Below are 13,530 nucleotides of genomic sequence, written 5' to 3' on the forward strand. Positions count from 1 at the left end.
CATAAAAAAACAGCAGCGGAAGCCCTGATGATATGATGGATCAGGAGCCAGGCTGCTGTTTTTCTCTTATTTTTGTTCTCTTTTACACTTTAATGGTGATCTCACGGTCTGTCCGGTTATATTTATAATACCGGACTCCGGCTGCATCCAGCATTTTTTTGGATGCGATCACCGACGGAGTATCTGCATATTTATCACAGTCATATACAATAGTCCTGATCCCTGCCTGGATAATAGCCTTGGCGCATTCGTTGCAGGGAAACAGGGACACATAAAGCTTGGCACCTTCCAGACTTCCTCCCCGGTAATTCAGGATGGCATTGAGCTCACTGTGTGTCACATAAAGATATTTGGTATCCAGCGGATCTCCTTCTCTTCCCCAGGGAAACTCATCATCGGAACATCCCTTTGGAAATCCATTGTACCCCATTGACAGGATCTTGTTATCTTCACTTACGATACAGGCACCAACCTGTGAATGAGGATCTTTGGAACGCATGCCGGAAAGCATGGCAACCCCCATAAAATACTCATCCCAGGAAAGATATCCCTGTCGTTTCTGTCCTTTTTTATCCATACAGAATCCTCTTTTTCTATTGGTTTCTTACTGATCGATCAATCCTCGATCATGTTGATTCTTCTGATATGACGCTCATCCCCGGAAAATGGTGTATCCAGGAATGTATCCACGATCTTCAGAGCAAGTCCCGGTCCTACTACACGACCGCCCATGGCCAGAATATTGGCATCGTTATGAAGTCTTGTTGCCTCTGCAGTAAAGCAATCTGTACAAAGTGCAGCACGGATTCCCTTGAATTTATTAGCAGTGATGGAAATTCCGATACCTGTTCCGCAGATCAGGATTCCTTTCTCACACTCACCGTCCACGATTGCCTGTGCTACTTTCTTTCCATAAACAGGATAGTCTACAGATTCCGGACCATTGCATCCAAAATCTTTGTACTCCAGTCCTCTCTCTTCCAGATGCTTCTTTACCTCCTGCATCAGCTCATAGCCGCCATGATCACATCCCAGTGCTATCATTTTCTTTCTCCTCCTCAACGTTGATAATTTTATGACCAGCCGCTTTCAGTAAGCGGTTCATGATCGCCTGTCCCATTCTTGGTGTAAAAAATGCCTCTGAATAAATGGCACTTACATTACAGCTGTCAAAATCACGCAGGACCTCGTACAGATGATGCGCGATCGTTTCTTCCTGCTCCCGGCTTCCGATACTCTTTACGATTCCATGTGAATATCGGCCTTTTGTTTCATCTGTTGCGATGATCCCCACCGTCAGTCCCTTCTCCTCAGCCTCTCCGGCTCTTTTTTCGATCTCCGCGATCACACCCTCTGTGGCCCCCTCCACAATGGCAAGATCTGCCTTTGGTGCATAATGACGGTATTTCATTCCCGGTGCTTTTGGATGGACCTTGCTGTCCGGTTTGATCAGCCCCTTATCCATCCTTACATCTCCAAGTGTTTCCCGGAGCATTTCCAGGGAAATATATCCCGGCCGCAGGACTACCGGTATGTCTTCTGTAAAATCTACGATCGTAGATTCCAGACCGATATTTACCTGTCCTCCATCAATGATCATATCAATGGCTTCTCCCAGATCCTCTGCCACATGTCCCGCTGTCGTAGGACTTGGTCTTCCGGAAGTATTGGCACTTGGCGCTGCCACATATCCGCCAGCCGCAAGGATCAGCTCCTGTGCGATAGGATCACTTGGAAAACGTACTGCTACACTGTCCAGTCCTCCGGTTGTTTCCTTTGGCACGATATCTGCCTTGGGAAGGATCATTGTCAGCGGACCCGGCCAGTATTTCTCAGCCAGTACTCTGGCTTTTTCAGGAACCTCCGTAACGATCTTATCCAGGTCACGGATATCTGCGATATGTACGATCAGTGGATTGTCCGAAGGTCTTCCCTTGGCTGCATAGATCTTCATCGATGCTTTCGGATCCAGGGCATTTCCTCCAAGGCCGTATACAGTCTCTGTGGGAAATGCCACAAGCCCGCCGTTTTTCAGGATCTCGCCACCTCTGGCAATTGCCTTTCTGTCTATATTATCCGCTGTCATAACTGCTATTTCTGCTTTCATTTTACGCTCCATTTACTGTCTGATATAAATCCCCTGCTCTTCAATAAAATCTTCCAAATCCTGAAGGGCATCCTGTGCCCAGGTTTCGGATTTCTGAAAAGTCTCCGGGAAAAACATGTCTTTTACTATTTTTTTACCTGTTTCTGTTTTAAAGATCTTCTCTGCACTTTTCTTTATATGTTCTTTATCCAGTCCATCTTCAAAATAATTAACCAGAAAATCAGCTTCCACAAGAATCTGATAATCCAGCCCGTCAATATCCTTATAGGTATGATGATGTCCTACCAGATATTCCACTCTGCGGATCACCCTCTCCTGAAAGCCCAGTGCGGTAAGCATCTCTCTGGCAGCTGCCGGACCTTCTGCTTCCTGCGTCTTTCCATCAGAGCGTCCGTATTTTTCCATACCGACTTTGATCCCGATATCATGAACGAGAGCCGCAGCTTCCAGAACATACATCGTATCTTCGTCCAGACCCTCACCCTGGCCGATCAGCCTTGAAAGATCATGCACCTTCACAAAATGCTGGATATGCTTCGGATCCCCCTGATAATAATGGATCATTTCCATATAAAGTCTGTCGATTCTGTTCATAATATCCTCCTCTCTGCTGCCATCCTGCAACTGTCACTTTTTTCTGTATACTGCTCAGCAGAAATCTCCTGCTGAGCATATCCGTTAACAGATAGCTACATAATAGTTACATTATAGCGTTATTATAGAAAAAATGTCAATCCTGCTCCACTTTCACAATGTAGGTTCCTGACATATCATCTTCAAAGACAATGCTTCCCAGACTCTGAAGAACACTGTCATTAAGCTCTGTTCCGTATTTTTCTTTTTCCTGTCCTCCTACAAAGATATAGGAAATATCATAACGGCTGATCAGTTTTTTTACCGTCTCTGCATCTGTAGATGTATAAATAGTCTGGATGTCCGCACTTTTTTCATTGAGGTCAGGTACATTATTTCTCCAGAGCCATTCATGCACATACCATCCCAGTACGGTCGGAAGCCCCGTAGATGCAGAAACTCTCTCATATCCGGTATAGCTGTCCCCGTTAGCCTCGAGCACCACAGGAGAGCCCTTGATATTCTGCTTCAGCCAGCGGATCGCCGACGCATCCTGAGGGAAATCCTGCTCAAGAAATGTAATTGCATCCAGTCCCTGATACTCCGAAACCTTCCAGACATCCCCAAACCAGGAATGCACGGCATTTCCGAAATAGCCCACGGTCCAGAGCAGTACAAAAAGCCCCACACCTGAAAGGATCCGGATGATCTTCTGTCTGGATATCACCAGCATACGATAAATCCCATATCCCATTGTCATTCCGAAAAGGATATATGCCTGATACGTCAGCTTGAACATAGTATTGGCTCTGGCATTTCCATTTTCATAAATATCCCGCACATATACAAGCTCCGGGATCAAAACCAGTCCGATAGCACATAAGCCCATGATCACTGCAAAAAGATCCGGAACTGTGATTGCCTCCAGCAGCCTGTAAAGACTTTTATGCTTCAGTCCCTTCATTTTTTCTGTGATAACAGACAGGATCAGCAAAACAGTAAGGAGCACCGGAAGTCCCCAGAGGATCAGAAGCTGATACCACAGTGAATGATGCTGTGCCAGTGCCACCCCCTGTACCATCGTATCAAATTTCAATGTAAAGGGCAGGATCACCAGATAAGAGAGACCTATGATCTCCACTGCCTGTACGATCGTCACTGCCAGGATCCTGATTATCTTTCCCTCAAATCGTATGATATTTGCGATCAGGACAACTCCACCGGTCACTACAAAATAGATCACAAAATCCCAGTAATTGGTCCACTGGAACATGCCAAGAAAAACGGACGCCAGAAGGATATGCGGCATCAGAAGCTGTCTCAGCCAGAAAACACTGCGTTCCTGTTTTTCAGGCTCAGGCCCTCTTTTTCGGATCATTTTCAGCCATGCATAGAGCATTCCCACCAGAAATGTCACAAACATCACATTTACCACATGGGCATGAAGATCCCCCAGGACAAAGGAATAGCATGGAAATTCATGTATGGTCTTATCACTGTCATTCACCGGATTATACCCTATGTAACGAGTTGCATCCGGGAACCAGTAGCTGGCTGTTTCTGCCACTCCCTGTATCTTCCGGATCAGCGGTAACACACAACGATAGACGATATAATGTACATTTCCTGCGATAGATACCGCAATGCCTGCAGTAATTCCTGCCAGTGACGGAAGATATTTCTTCTTTCCATCCAGCCGTCCATACAGCCTGTCCTTCGTCATCTGACGGACCAGCGAAAACGGATACACAAAGGCAAACGCTGCCACAAAGGTACGCATCAGATTATAAGTCACTTCCACTCTGCTTCCTGTAAGCTTCGTAAGAAATACTGCAAAATACTGTCCGCCATAGTAATAATTGATGGTTCCCTGAGAATACCAGAGATCACGTGCAGGAAGAGTTTTGCTTCGCATCATGGCCTCCATGAAGCCATAATCCATAAATTTTTCTGTTCCGTATGCCTGCGGCCGGAATCCAGCCAGATAAGTCCAGAGCAGAAAAATCCCCAAAAACAAAAGCTCCTCCCGAAAGATCAACCGGATCTTTCCTGACGGATAACATTCAATCCCTTGCTTCAGCTGAACATGAAAAAGTACAGCACACAAAATGCCAACAGCCACAGATACTCCTACACACACTGCTGCTGTAAAAGAAAGGATTTCCACCGCTACCAGAAGCCAGGTGAGAAATCCGGTAACCGCAATGGCAAGTACCTTTGAAAAAAGCCAGCCCCGGTCTTCAAAGCCACCAAAAAGCCTTCCTGTGACCGGCATTGTCACCATTCCCATGAACAGCGCAAGCAACCACCAGGTCCAGAATGTCCATACATCTCCTCCCAGGAGATACGCAGAAAGTACTGTCAGGAGCACTGCTGCAGTCAGCTCCGGAAATAATTCTTTGATCTTTTTTTTCATCCTTCTGTTCCTCCTGTATCAGATCCTGCCCCGCAGACGGTAAAAGTCCGCAAATGCCTGTCTTCCGATCTTTATGATCCGTTTCATGTTGATAGAATTTTTTCCGGCCTGTCTCGGTCGGAATGTAATGGGGATATATTCCACATAAAGATGATGTTTTTCATAGATCACGGTCATCAGCACATTGGAAAGGAAAAATCCGCCTGGGATACGCTTCAGTACTTTGGCGAGCTGTTTTCCATCCATCAGCCGATATGGCGTATTTGCATCTTTTACCCAGGTTCCAAAAATAAGAAAAAGCACAAGCCGCAGTATTCTTGTCACAAAAACCCTGGAAAGCCCGTCCTCTCTTTTCTGCCGGTAGCCGATAAGAAGCCCGCACTTTTGACGTTTTTCCCAGAACTGCCAGAATTCCTCCGGAAGTGTCTGGCCGTCTGAATCCGTCTGAAAAATATAATCGGCACCTTTTTCTACTGCGTAACGATATCCCCTGAGTATTGTTCCTCCATGTCCTTCATTCGGTTTATCGATTCCTATAAGACGGTCATAATTTTTCTGATAATTCTGTATTTTTTTGTAGGTATCATCTTTGCTTCCATCATTCAGGATCACCAGGCGGCTGTCCCCGCCGATCCTCTCCACTACCGGATACCATTGCTCGATCACGGTCCCGATATTTTTTTCTTCATTATATGCCGGCATAATGATATATAAGCTGTCATGTTTCATAGATTCTTATTCTCCCATCCTCTGAGGTATACACCAGTGGATATGTCTCCCTGATGATATCCTCACGACATTCCTGCTGTTCAAATTCCATATCCTCCTCAAACAGGATATATGTGATCTTTTCCTGTTTTACGGTAGCTTTCAGTAGCTCCGGATCATCCGTGGTATACATGAGCACTGCCTGGCCGGCACGATAGCCCGTATCGTACCCTGCAGACCATGCATAATAAGGCCATCCGCAATACAGCATGACACCGGACATAGTGACCTCGTTCATGGTATATTCCGGTGTCAGCAGAAGATCATTTTTCTTAAGATTTGCACTGAGCCAGTCCGTCAGGCTGCTTTCCATATTTACAGTCATCCTGTGTGCGGAATCATTGTCTCTTAAGATGATCACGTAATCATAGATTCCCGTTGCACTAAGACAGATACAAAGGACCGCTGCCGCTGCGCGACCGGCCCATTTCTTCCAGCTGTTTTTCCCTGCAAGGAAAACACATCTTACGATCCAGCCCCAGAAAACTGTCACAAAGGCATAGGAAATCATCACATATTTATGATTGACATTGATGTCCGGAGTCAGAGATACCAGAAATGCAAATGCCATTGGAAGCAAACAGCCCATCAGCACTGCCCGCTGACCTCTCTTCAGAAATACTGCTGCCACGATCATTCCCACAAAGAAAAATCCACTGATCTCCACCAGATACCAGAGTACACCGGAAATGCTTTTATTGTCTGCCAGAAAGCCCCAGTAAAAGGATGGACTCATAACACTTCCCGACACAAAGATCTTCGACTGCAGTTCCGAAAAAAGCACCGCCAATCCGGCACAGATCACATAATCCAGCTTACCGTCAGAAAACACTGCCAGTCCGGCAAGGATCAGAAGGCCGCCGATCAGCGCAGCCCCGTTCCAGAAGGCAGTTAATCCCAAAAACAGCCCCAGAAGGATCGCCGTATCCACATTTCTGCAGATCCAGGCTTTTTTTGTAAAAAAGCGATTACGGACCCACAAAAATCCCTGCTCCTTGTGACTGCATCCGGCTTCCACCCAATCCATAAAGGTCCATATCGCTACAGCTGCCATCAGAAGGCCGAAAGCCAGATGACGCTGGTTCAGATATACATTGAAATTCCATAATCCCCAGTTTTCATTGGTAGTATAACCGATAAACGCCGTATTTTCTTCCAGAGTCCGTACAAGGTCCCCCGCCTGAAGATGTTCCCACAGATAACGCCAGAACGCTGTTCCGCTGCGGAAAAAAAAGAAAACAATAGCAGCTGCCCCTGCCCAGAAGCTTTTGAACATCCGGTAGCTGATCCCGTAAAGCACCATAAGAAATCCCGCCAGAGACAGGATGCTTACCAGATTATATCCCAGATCAAGACGAAGGCCCAGATACTCCAGATTTCCCACAAGGAACTGGAACATAAAATGATATTTCACATCCTGCCCGCCATAATGCGGATACTGGGTAGGAAAATTATTTCCCCTTGAAAAAGATCGCATCATTGCCGTATGGGGTGCATAATCTCCGTATACCGAAAAGCCGGAGTACAGAATGCCGTCTTTCATATGGAAAACGTAAAACATCATCCATGTCACAAAAACCGTCAAAATGCCCAAAAGCAGAAGCTCTTTTTTCAGGATCCATTTTCTGCTGATCATCCGTTCGGATATCACAAACATTTTTTGCTGTTTTTTCTTTTTCCACCGGAAGATTCCCGAAAGCAGCAGGATATCTACCAGAAATACGATCAGATTTCCATAAAAAAGAGGATGCTCTGCCCCCGCGCATATGCTGAACATCCAGGAAAGAATATAGACTGCCCAGGTCAGCATCAGGATTCCCATCCCAAACGCTGCCGGCAGGACCACCCATATCCTGTTTCCTCTTTCAGTTGTTTGACGCGGAAACAGACATCCTGCCATTTCCATTCCTGTTAACATACATAATATAAGATAAATGATTCCAAGCATAGGATTCTCCTTAATTCACGTAAAGTATAGCAGAATCACCTTCCTATGAAAAGGCTATTCACATTTTTTTCAATTATTTTCGTTTTCCTTCTGTTTTTTCAGATATGTAACGATTCCATCAGCCACAGCCTCTGCTACCTTTCTCTGATACTTCTCTGTCTGAAGCAGGGCAGCTTCCTCCGGATTTGTAAGAAATCCACATTCTACGATATTGATCACACCCGGACTTCTCTTCAGAAGATAATAGGTTCTGTTTTCTTTTGCCACCCGCGGCCGTGCAATGGAAAGCTTCCGATTCATGTTTTCCTGGATCGCAAGTGCCAGTTCTTTTCCGCCTTCCGAATCCTCATAATAAAATACCTGCGGACCTTTTACTCCGGGATCACTGTAGCTGTTCTGATGGATACTCACAGAAAGCACCGGTTCATATTTCCGGATCTGTTCAATACGATTCTGCAGATCCTGTGCTTTCATATTTTTTGTACCATTTTCATAAAGACCTTTATCTTCTTCCCGGGTCATTACTACGGCAAGGCCTTTTTTTTCCAGGATCGTTTTTAGCTTCATGGCAATATCCAGATTGATTCCTTTTTCCTTCAGTCCACCGATTCCCACCATTCCGGAATCCACACCGCCATGACCGGCATCCACCAGGATCACCTGATCTGCTTTTATATTTCCAGATACATCTATAAGTCTGCCTGCAGTTTCTGCCGCTTCCCATGACAGAATATAAAAACAGACCAGCATAAGAACTGCCATTGCCAATTCTATGAAATGTTTTTTCAACACAAAACACCCCCGGCATATTTATTTTAATATATGTTGCCGGGAGTGTTTTTAGCATTGTGAAGATCACAATGTTTTCTTCTGTTTATGACAGGTTTTCTGTGATCACGCTCCAGATCCCGCTGTTCTCGAATCCAAGCTTCCACTCTGCCACACCTGCCAGTTTGTATTTTTTGATCAGTTTAACCTTTTCCGCAATAGACTTAGAGTCCTCCAGCCAGATCTGGTATGTGGCACCGTCCCCTTCATAGGTTCCATAATTCTGACTTGTCTTCTTGTCCCAGTATGTTTCTGCTCCGTTATCACTGATCGTCTGCTGTGCCTGATCCATACCGATGGCCTCACTTGTCAGTGCACCGCCATCTGTAGTCTTCCAGAGCCTTGTGTAGAACGGAATCGCAAGGATCGTCCGTTGAGCCGCTACTTCTGAAAGCGTATCCTTAACCCCCTGTTCTACCCATAGCAGAGATGCCACAGAACCGGCATCGGAGCCTACGTAATGCTCATCATAGCCCATAATGATCACATAATCCACAACCTTGCCCTGCTCCGCACGGTCATAATGACTGGTAAAATCTTCCGGAACCGGATTATCTACAGACAGTACCAAATTATTGGCGTGACACTGGATAGAAAGCTCTCTTAAAAACTGAAGGAAATGGATTCCTACTCCTTCGCTCAAAGATTCAAAATCAACATTGATTCCATCCATTCCTGCTTTCAGTGCATAAGTGATCAGCTGATTCTCCAGATTCTGCCTTGAACTGGTTTTTGAAAGAACTTCTGTGGTACTCATGTTCTCATTAAAATTATCCACCAGTCCCCATACCTTCAGTCCTTTTTCATGTGCCTGCATCACATACTCCCCAGATGCAAGACTTGAAATATTTCCGGAGTTATCTGTTACAGAAAACCAGGTTGGAGAGATCACATTCACGCCTGTCATATTCTGTACCGCATCTGCGAAATAGCTGTTTGCATCTGTGCTGGTAACCTGGTGCCATGCTAGGTTCACCGGCTCATCCATGGTAAGATATGTATAGGACTCTGTTTTAAAATCCCTTTCATAATCCGTTGTATCCACAGCACTTACTTTTTTCTTCTGAATATAACCGATGTAACCGTCATCGGTTGCCACCTGATCCCAGTCCTCTCCTTCATTCATCAGCCGGAGAACTGTATTCTTCGCCAGTTTGGAAAGGATCGGCGCCTTGATCCCGCCCCGGTAACGGATCACGGTATCTTTCTTCGTGGTCACGGTCTCCACATTGGTAAATTTGTACTGTATCGCAACCCTTGCAGGATCCTGCTCTATATAAGAATCGATATCTGTATACTTTTTTACATAATCCAGTTTCAGATAAACCGTGTCATCCTTCAGCCACACGTTTCCGTCTGCCTTATCTGAAGCCGGTTCCTCCGTGAGACTGGATGGTGTTGCATACAGTATCTTCTTGTTTTCGCTATCCCAGTAATATCTCTGATTCAAATATCCGTTCACTACATCCAGCGGAAGATATACATCTTCTCCTGAGATAAGTGCCTTCTCTTCCAGTTTCTCAGTTCCAAGTATCAACGCAGCCTCACCGTCTGCATTCTGGCCATAGTATTCTGTCAGATCCATCTGTTTCCTGCTTGGTATAAGCTTATTGATCCCGTAAACAGCCCCTCCGGCAAGAGCGACCAGAACGATCAGCAGACCTACCACAAGGACCGGTATGTGTTTTTTTATCATGTTTTTTTCCTTTCGGTATAAAATGTCATAATTTGTTTTATTATAACATATCTTGTCTACATTTCGTTATAAAAATCGACTTTTAATAATTTTTCACAATTTCTTTAGAATTTCGGTTCCCCGTATGGTATGCATGAGTGCAGGGGATGATCGTTATCCGGGGAACCGTTTTTTCTTATGTACGGTCATTCTTTGCGAATAAGATCAAAGCTTACACAGGCGATATGGCCGTCTTCATCTTCCGTATAATCCCGCATATAGACCCCGTTTTCCGCAATCTGACAGGCTTTTGCGATTTTTTTCGGAGTGCTTGGTGCTCCATTGAGATAAAGAGAAACTCCGTTCTCACGATAAAGCTCCAGCTCCCTTCGAAGGGGTTTTGCGGATTTCTTTTTTTCCTGTGATATATTTGGCGTATCCCGACCTCCTTTCCTGGTTAGATTTTCAGAAAACACCAGCAATGGTTCTCGAAAAGCTGCAACTTCCCTGTTAGGATGATACTTGTAATAAAATATAAATAATAAAATGGGGGAAATTTCTCTGTGTACCGACAGACTCGCCGATGAATTTCACACAGAATCCTTATCTTCAGAAAAATATGACTTTAAGTTATCGTTACTGTCTTCTTGTTTCCGGGAGGAGACAGCTTTTCTGCTTTTCATTATACCTGATTTCCCTTCAGATGCAAGTCTTTTATAAAAGAATCAGAAATTTTCTTTTTTCTCCGGTTTCTACATCTTTACATCTTGTGTATAACTGTTATATAATACAGTATGTAAAAGATTAAATTTATTTACCTATAGGATGTGATCATATGAAAATAGAAAAAATCAATGAAAATCAGATCCGCTGTACCCTGACGAAAGAAGATCTGGACAGTCATCAGATCCGTATCAGCGAACTTGCATACGGTACCGAAAAAGCCAAACGTCTCTTTCGTGATATGATGCAGCAGGCACAGATACAATTTGGTTTTGAAGCAGATAATATTCCTCTGATGATCGAGGCTATTCCTGTCAATGCCGAAAGTATTATCCTCATTATCACTAAAGTGGAAGATCCTGAAGAACTGGATACACGTTTTTCCAAATTTGCACCCTTCAAGGGCAACAAACCTTCCGATACCGTAGAGATCGATGGCGCTGACAATATCATCGATATCTTCCAGAAGCTCTGTGAATCCAAGCTTAAGGATCTTTCACAGAAACCGGAAGAAAAAAGGGCGGAAACTTCCGCCTCTCAGGCAACAGAAACTCCGGATGCATCACAGCAGCCGGCTGAGAGTTCTGTAAAGCTTATACGCCTGTACTCTTTCCCGGGGCTGGATGATGTTATTGCCGCATCTCATGGTATGAATGGTTTCTTTACCGGTGATAATACTCTCTATCGTGAAGGAGAAGACGGTGTCTATCAGCTGGTACTTCATCAGTCAGACTGTACACCTGAAGAATTTAACAAGGTCTGCAATATCCTTTCCGAGTATGGCATCGGCCGCGCATTCACACCAGCCGGTGAAGCCTACCTCAGAGAGCACTGTGCACTGATCGCTGATCATGCACTTCAGAAGCTTCTGAATATCTGACAAACCAAATATCCTACAGACAAACAAACCGCTGTCGGAATGCGATCCATATGATCTGCATTTCCCGACAGCGGTCCTTTTGTTTCAGCAAAAAAGCTTCTGTTTATTACTCACCAAGAAAATCATTGATCTGAGCTACGAGGACATCTGCGTCCAGGCCATGGACCATTGCTGCTTCTTCCAGAGATTCCATCTGTGAAGACGGGCAGCCAAGACAATGCATTCCTGCTCTCATCAGGATCGGTGCGATATTCGGGTCTACAGTGAGCAGTTCTCCGATCAGCATGCTCTTTGTAACTTTTACCATGATTGTATTCTCCTTTACTGTTTTATCGAAATATTTTCATTCCGTTCTGCTATTATAATACGAATCCGGAATGGAATCAACGGGTTACGAATTTTCAGTTTTGTTTATAAATTTATACTTGTATTCTTTATGCAGATATATTAGAATGGGAATAGAATCCCTGGTAGGGGATACATATAATACACAATTTAAAAGGAGGATATCAATTATGGCATATGTAATTTCTGACGAGTGCGTTAGCTGTGGAACATGTGAGGGTGAGTGCCCGAACGAGGCTATTTCTCAGGGAGACGAGCATTATGTAATCGACGCAGACGCTTGTGTTGACTGCGGAACATGCGCTGAGGCCTGTCCAGTTGGTGCTATCTCTGCTGAGTAATGCATCATTAGCTTGATAAGCTGCTATAATGAGTGAGGCTGCCGGTTTACCGGCAGCCTTTTCTGTTTTTTTTATTCTTTTTTCCCTCACAGGAAGCTGCCGCTTCTCTTCTTGCCTGCTGCTGCCTGCGGATCGCTTCATCCAGAGAACGACACCGGTACTCTCCTTCTTTCTTTCTCTGCATTTCCTCACGGATCAGGCGTTCCATGATTTCCTGAAACTCCAGTATCTTATCGTTATCTGCTCCGCACTTCTCTGTATTCCCGGATTCCGCTTTTTCCATGAACTCCTTTTCAGATCCCGTTTTTTTCATTGGGATATCTTCAAGCTCAACAGCTTCTCCATCCAGGATCCTGATACCAGATTCTGAAAAATCCGGTGTATCTGCCTTTCTTGCCTCCGGTGGGATCAGTGTACGGATTGCTTTCAACTGAAGTCCTTTACTTTTCAGCTCATTTATTTTAAGAAAAAGCTGGATATCAAACGGTGTATAATAGCGATGTCCCAGTTCATTGCGTCCGATCCGAAGCTCTAGTTCTTCCTCCCAGTAACGCAGGACATAAGATTTCACTCCGGTCAGTGTTACGGCCTGTCTGACTGTATATCTTTTTTCCATTGTGAACGCCCCCTTATATAGAGATTCACTGCTGCTGTCTACAGTATAACCCCTGAGATCAGGAAATAGCAAGAATAATCGGTTGACATAATTTTACCAAATATGACTCTTTGCCTATATCCATAGCATCCCGAACTCCACGATCACACAGACAAAAATACAAAAGGCCACCAGGATAACTATAAGCTTTCATCCTGACAGCCTTTCATTTACCGTCTGCACGGCTCTATTTTTTCATATTTACAAACTGGGTATATCTCGGCAGCCATACCAGCTCCACAGTTCCGATAGGACCGTTTCTCTGCTTGGC

14 protein-coding genes are annotated in these 13,530 nt (G+C 44.7%); 2 read left to right on the forward strand and 12 right to left on the reverse strand.

Annotated features, from left to right (window positions below):
* Positions 1-82: 82 nt before the first annotated feature.
* From CCC70_RS09715 to CCC70_RS09760, 10 genes are all read right to left on the reverse strand, one after another.
* Positions 83-577: a deoxycytidylate deaminase gene (locus CCC70_RS09715; protein ID WP_015527165.1), complete on the reverse strand. Its 495-nt coding sequence runs from the start codon at positions 575-577 to the stop codon at positions 83-85.
* A gap of 38 nt (positions 578-615) precedes the next feature.
* Entirely contained in the window at positions 616-1,044 is a 429-nt protein-coding gene (gene rpiB, locus CCC70_RS09720; RefSeq protein WP_015527166.1) for a ribose 5-phosphate isomerase B, read from the reverse strand.
* Positions 1,025-2,107 carry an L-threonylcarbamoyladenylate synthase gene (locus CCC70_RS09725; RefSeq protein ID WP_278603650.1) on the reverse strand — a complete coding sequence of 361 codons (1,083 nt, stop codon included), beginning with the start codon at positions 2,105-2,107 and terminating at the stop codon, positions 1,025-1,027. The genes rpiB and CCC70_RS09725 overlap by 20 nt, the downstream gene beginning before the upstream one ends.
* 12 nt (positions 2,108-2,119) lie before the next feature.
* Positions 2,120-2,701, reverse strand: a complete 582-nt coding sequence (locus tag CCC70_RS09730; protein ID WP_110103209.1) for an HD domain-containing protein — start codon at positions 2,699-2,701, stop codon at positions 2,120-2,122.
* A 136-nt stretch (positions 2,702-2,837) separates the two neighbouring features.
* A complete protein-coding gene (locus CCC70_RS09735; protein WP_278603651.1) occupies positions 2,838-5,096 on the reverse strand; it encodes a DUF2298 domain-containing protein in 2,259 nt (752 codons plus the stop codon).
* Between the two features lie 18 nt (positions 5,097-5,114).
* Entirely contained in the window at positions 5,115-5,825 is a 711-nt protein-coding gene (locus tag CCC70_RS09740) for a glycosyltransferase family 2 protein (RefSeq protein ID WP_278603652.1), read from the reverse strand.
* Positions 5,815-7,812, reverse strand: coding sequence for a hypothetical protein (locus CCC70_RS09745; RefSeq protein ID WP_278603653.1), 1,998 nt, complete (start codon positions 7,810-7,812; stop codon positions 5,815-5,817). The genes CCC70_RS09740 and CCC70_RS09745 overlap by 11 nt, the downstream gene beginning before the upstream one ends.
* Positions 7,813-7,881: 69 nt before the next feature.
* The gene (locus CCC70_RS09750) at positions 7,882-8,604 is read right to left on the reverse strand and encodes an N-acetylmuramoyl-L-alanine amidase (protein ID WP_243121575.1); all 723 of its coding nucleotides are present in this window, start codon (positions 8,602-8,604) and stop codon (positions 7,882-7,884) included.
* A gap of 82 nt (positions 8,605-8,686) precedes the next feature.
* Complete coding sequence (locus CCC70_RS09755) at positions 8,687-10,336, reverse strand: glycosyl hydrolase family 18 protein (RefSeq protein ID WP_278603654.1); 1,650 nt, start codon at positions 10,334-10,336, stop codon at positions 8,687-8,689.
* Between the two features lie 185 nt (positions 10,337-10,521).
* Positions 10,522-10,791: a hypothetical protein gene (locus tag CCC70_RS09760; RefSeq protein ID WP_021651392.1), complete on the reverse strand. Its 270-nt coding sequence runs from the start codon at positions 10,789-10,791 to the stop codon at positions 10,522-10,524.
* A gap of 359 nt (positions 10,792-11,150) precedes the next feature.
* Between CCC70_RS09760 and CCC70_RS09765 the strand changes: the two genes are divergently transcribed.
* On the forward strand, positions 11,151-11,918 hold the full coding sequence (locus CCC70_RS09765; RefSeq protein WP_021651393.1) for an adaptor protein MecA: 768 nt from the start codon (positions 11,151-11,153) through the stop codon (positions 11,916-11,918).
* A 106-nt stretch (positions 11,919-12,024) separates the two neighbouring features.
* On the opposite strand, the gene CCC70_RS09770 is transcribed toward CCC70_RS09765, so the two are convergent.
* Positions 12,025-12,225 carry a DUF1858 domain-containing protein gene (locus tag CCC70_RS09770; protein ID WP_278603655.1) on the reverse strand — a complete coding sequence of 67 codons (201 nt, stop codon included), beginning with the start codon at positions 12,223-12,225 and terminating at the stop codon, positions 12,025-12,027.
* 208 nt (positions 12,226-12,433) lie between these two features.
* On the opposite strand from CCC70_RS09770, the gene CCC70_RS09775 reads away from it, so the two are divergent.
* Positions 12,434-12,604, forward strand: a complete 171-nt coding sequence (locus CCC70_RS09775) for a DUF362 domain-containing protein (protein WP_015527180.1) — start codon at positions 12,434-12,436, stop codon at positions 12,602-12,604.
* Positions 12,605-12,650: 46 nt separating this feature from the next.
* Here CCC70_RS09775 and CCC70_RS09780 read toward each other — a convergent pair whose 3' ends face one another.
* Positions 12,651-13,220 (reverse strand): MerR family transcriptional regulator, encoded by a 570-nt coding sequence (locus tag CCC70_RS09780; protein ID WP_270390213.1) that lies wholly within the window; start codon positions 13,218-13,220, stop codon positions 12,651-12,653.
* Positions 13,221-13,530: the final 310 nt, after the last annotated feature.

This window comes from Blautia sp. LMAG:89 (genome assembly GCF_008679485.1).
GTDB classification, from domain to species: domain Bacteria; phylum Bacillota; class Clostridia; order Lachnospirales; family Lachnospiraceae; genus Blautia_A; species Blautia_A fusiformis.

Excerpts from the sequence above, each read along its gene's own strand:
- CCC70_RS09780 (WP_270390213.1), bottom strand. The coding sequence starts at position 13,220 with ATGGAAAAAAGATATACAGTCAGACAGGCCGTAACACTGACCGGAGTG.
- rpiB (WP_015527166.1), bottom strand. The coding sequence starts at position 1,044 with ATGATAGCACTGGGATGTGATCATGGCGGCTATGAGCTGATGCAGGAG.
- CCC70_RS09740 (WP_278603652.1), bottom strand. The coding sequence starts at position 5,825 with ATGAAACATGACAGCTTATATATCATTATGCCGGCATATAATGAAGAA.
- CCC70_RS09725 (WP_278603650.1), bottom strand. The coding sequence starts at position 2,107 with ATGAAAGCAGAAATAGCAGTTATGACAGCGGATAATATAGACAGAAAG.
- CCC70_RS09735 (WP_278603651.1), bottom strand. The coding sequence starts at position 5,096 with ATGAAAAAAAAGATCAAAGAATTATTTCCGGAGCTGACTGCAGCAGTG.
- CCC70_RS09765 (WP_021651393.1), top strand. The coding sequence starts at position 11,151 with ATGAAAATAGAAAAAATCAATGAAAATCAGATCCGCTGTACCCTGACG.
- CCC70_RS09755 (WP_278603654.1), bottom strand. The coding sequence starts at position 10,336 with ATGATAAAAAAACACATACCGGTCCTTGTGGTAGGTCTGCTGATCGTT.
- CCC70_RS09745 (WP_278603653.1), bottom strand. The coding sequence starts at position 7,812 with ATGCTTGGAATCATTTATCTTATATTATGTATGTTAACAGGAATGGAA.
- CCC70_RS09730 (WP_110103209.1), bottom strand. The coding sequence starts at position 2,701 with ATGAACAGAATCGACAGACTTTATATGGAAATGATCCATTATTATCAG.
- CCC70_RS09715 (WP_015527165.1), bottom strand. The coding sequence starts at position 577 with ATGGATAAAAAAGGACAGAAACGACAGGGATATCTTTCCTGGGATGAG.
- CCC70_RS09770 (WP_278603655.1), bottom strand. The coding sequence starts at position 12,225 with ATGGTAAAAGTTACAAAGAGCATGCTGATCGGAGAACTGCTCACTGTA.
- CCC70_RS09775 (WP_015527180.1), top strand. The coding sequence starts at position 12,434 with ATGGCATATGTAATTTCTGACGAGTGCGTTAGCTGTGGAACATGTGAG.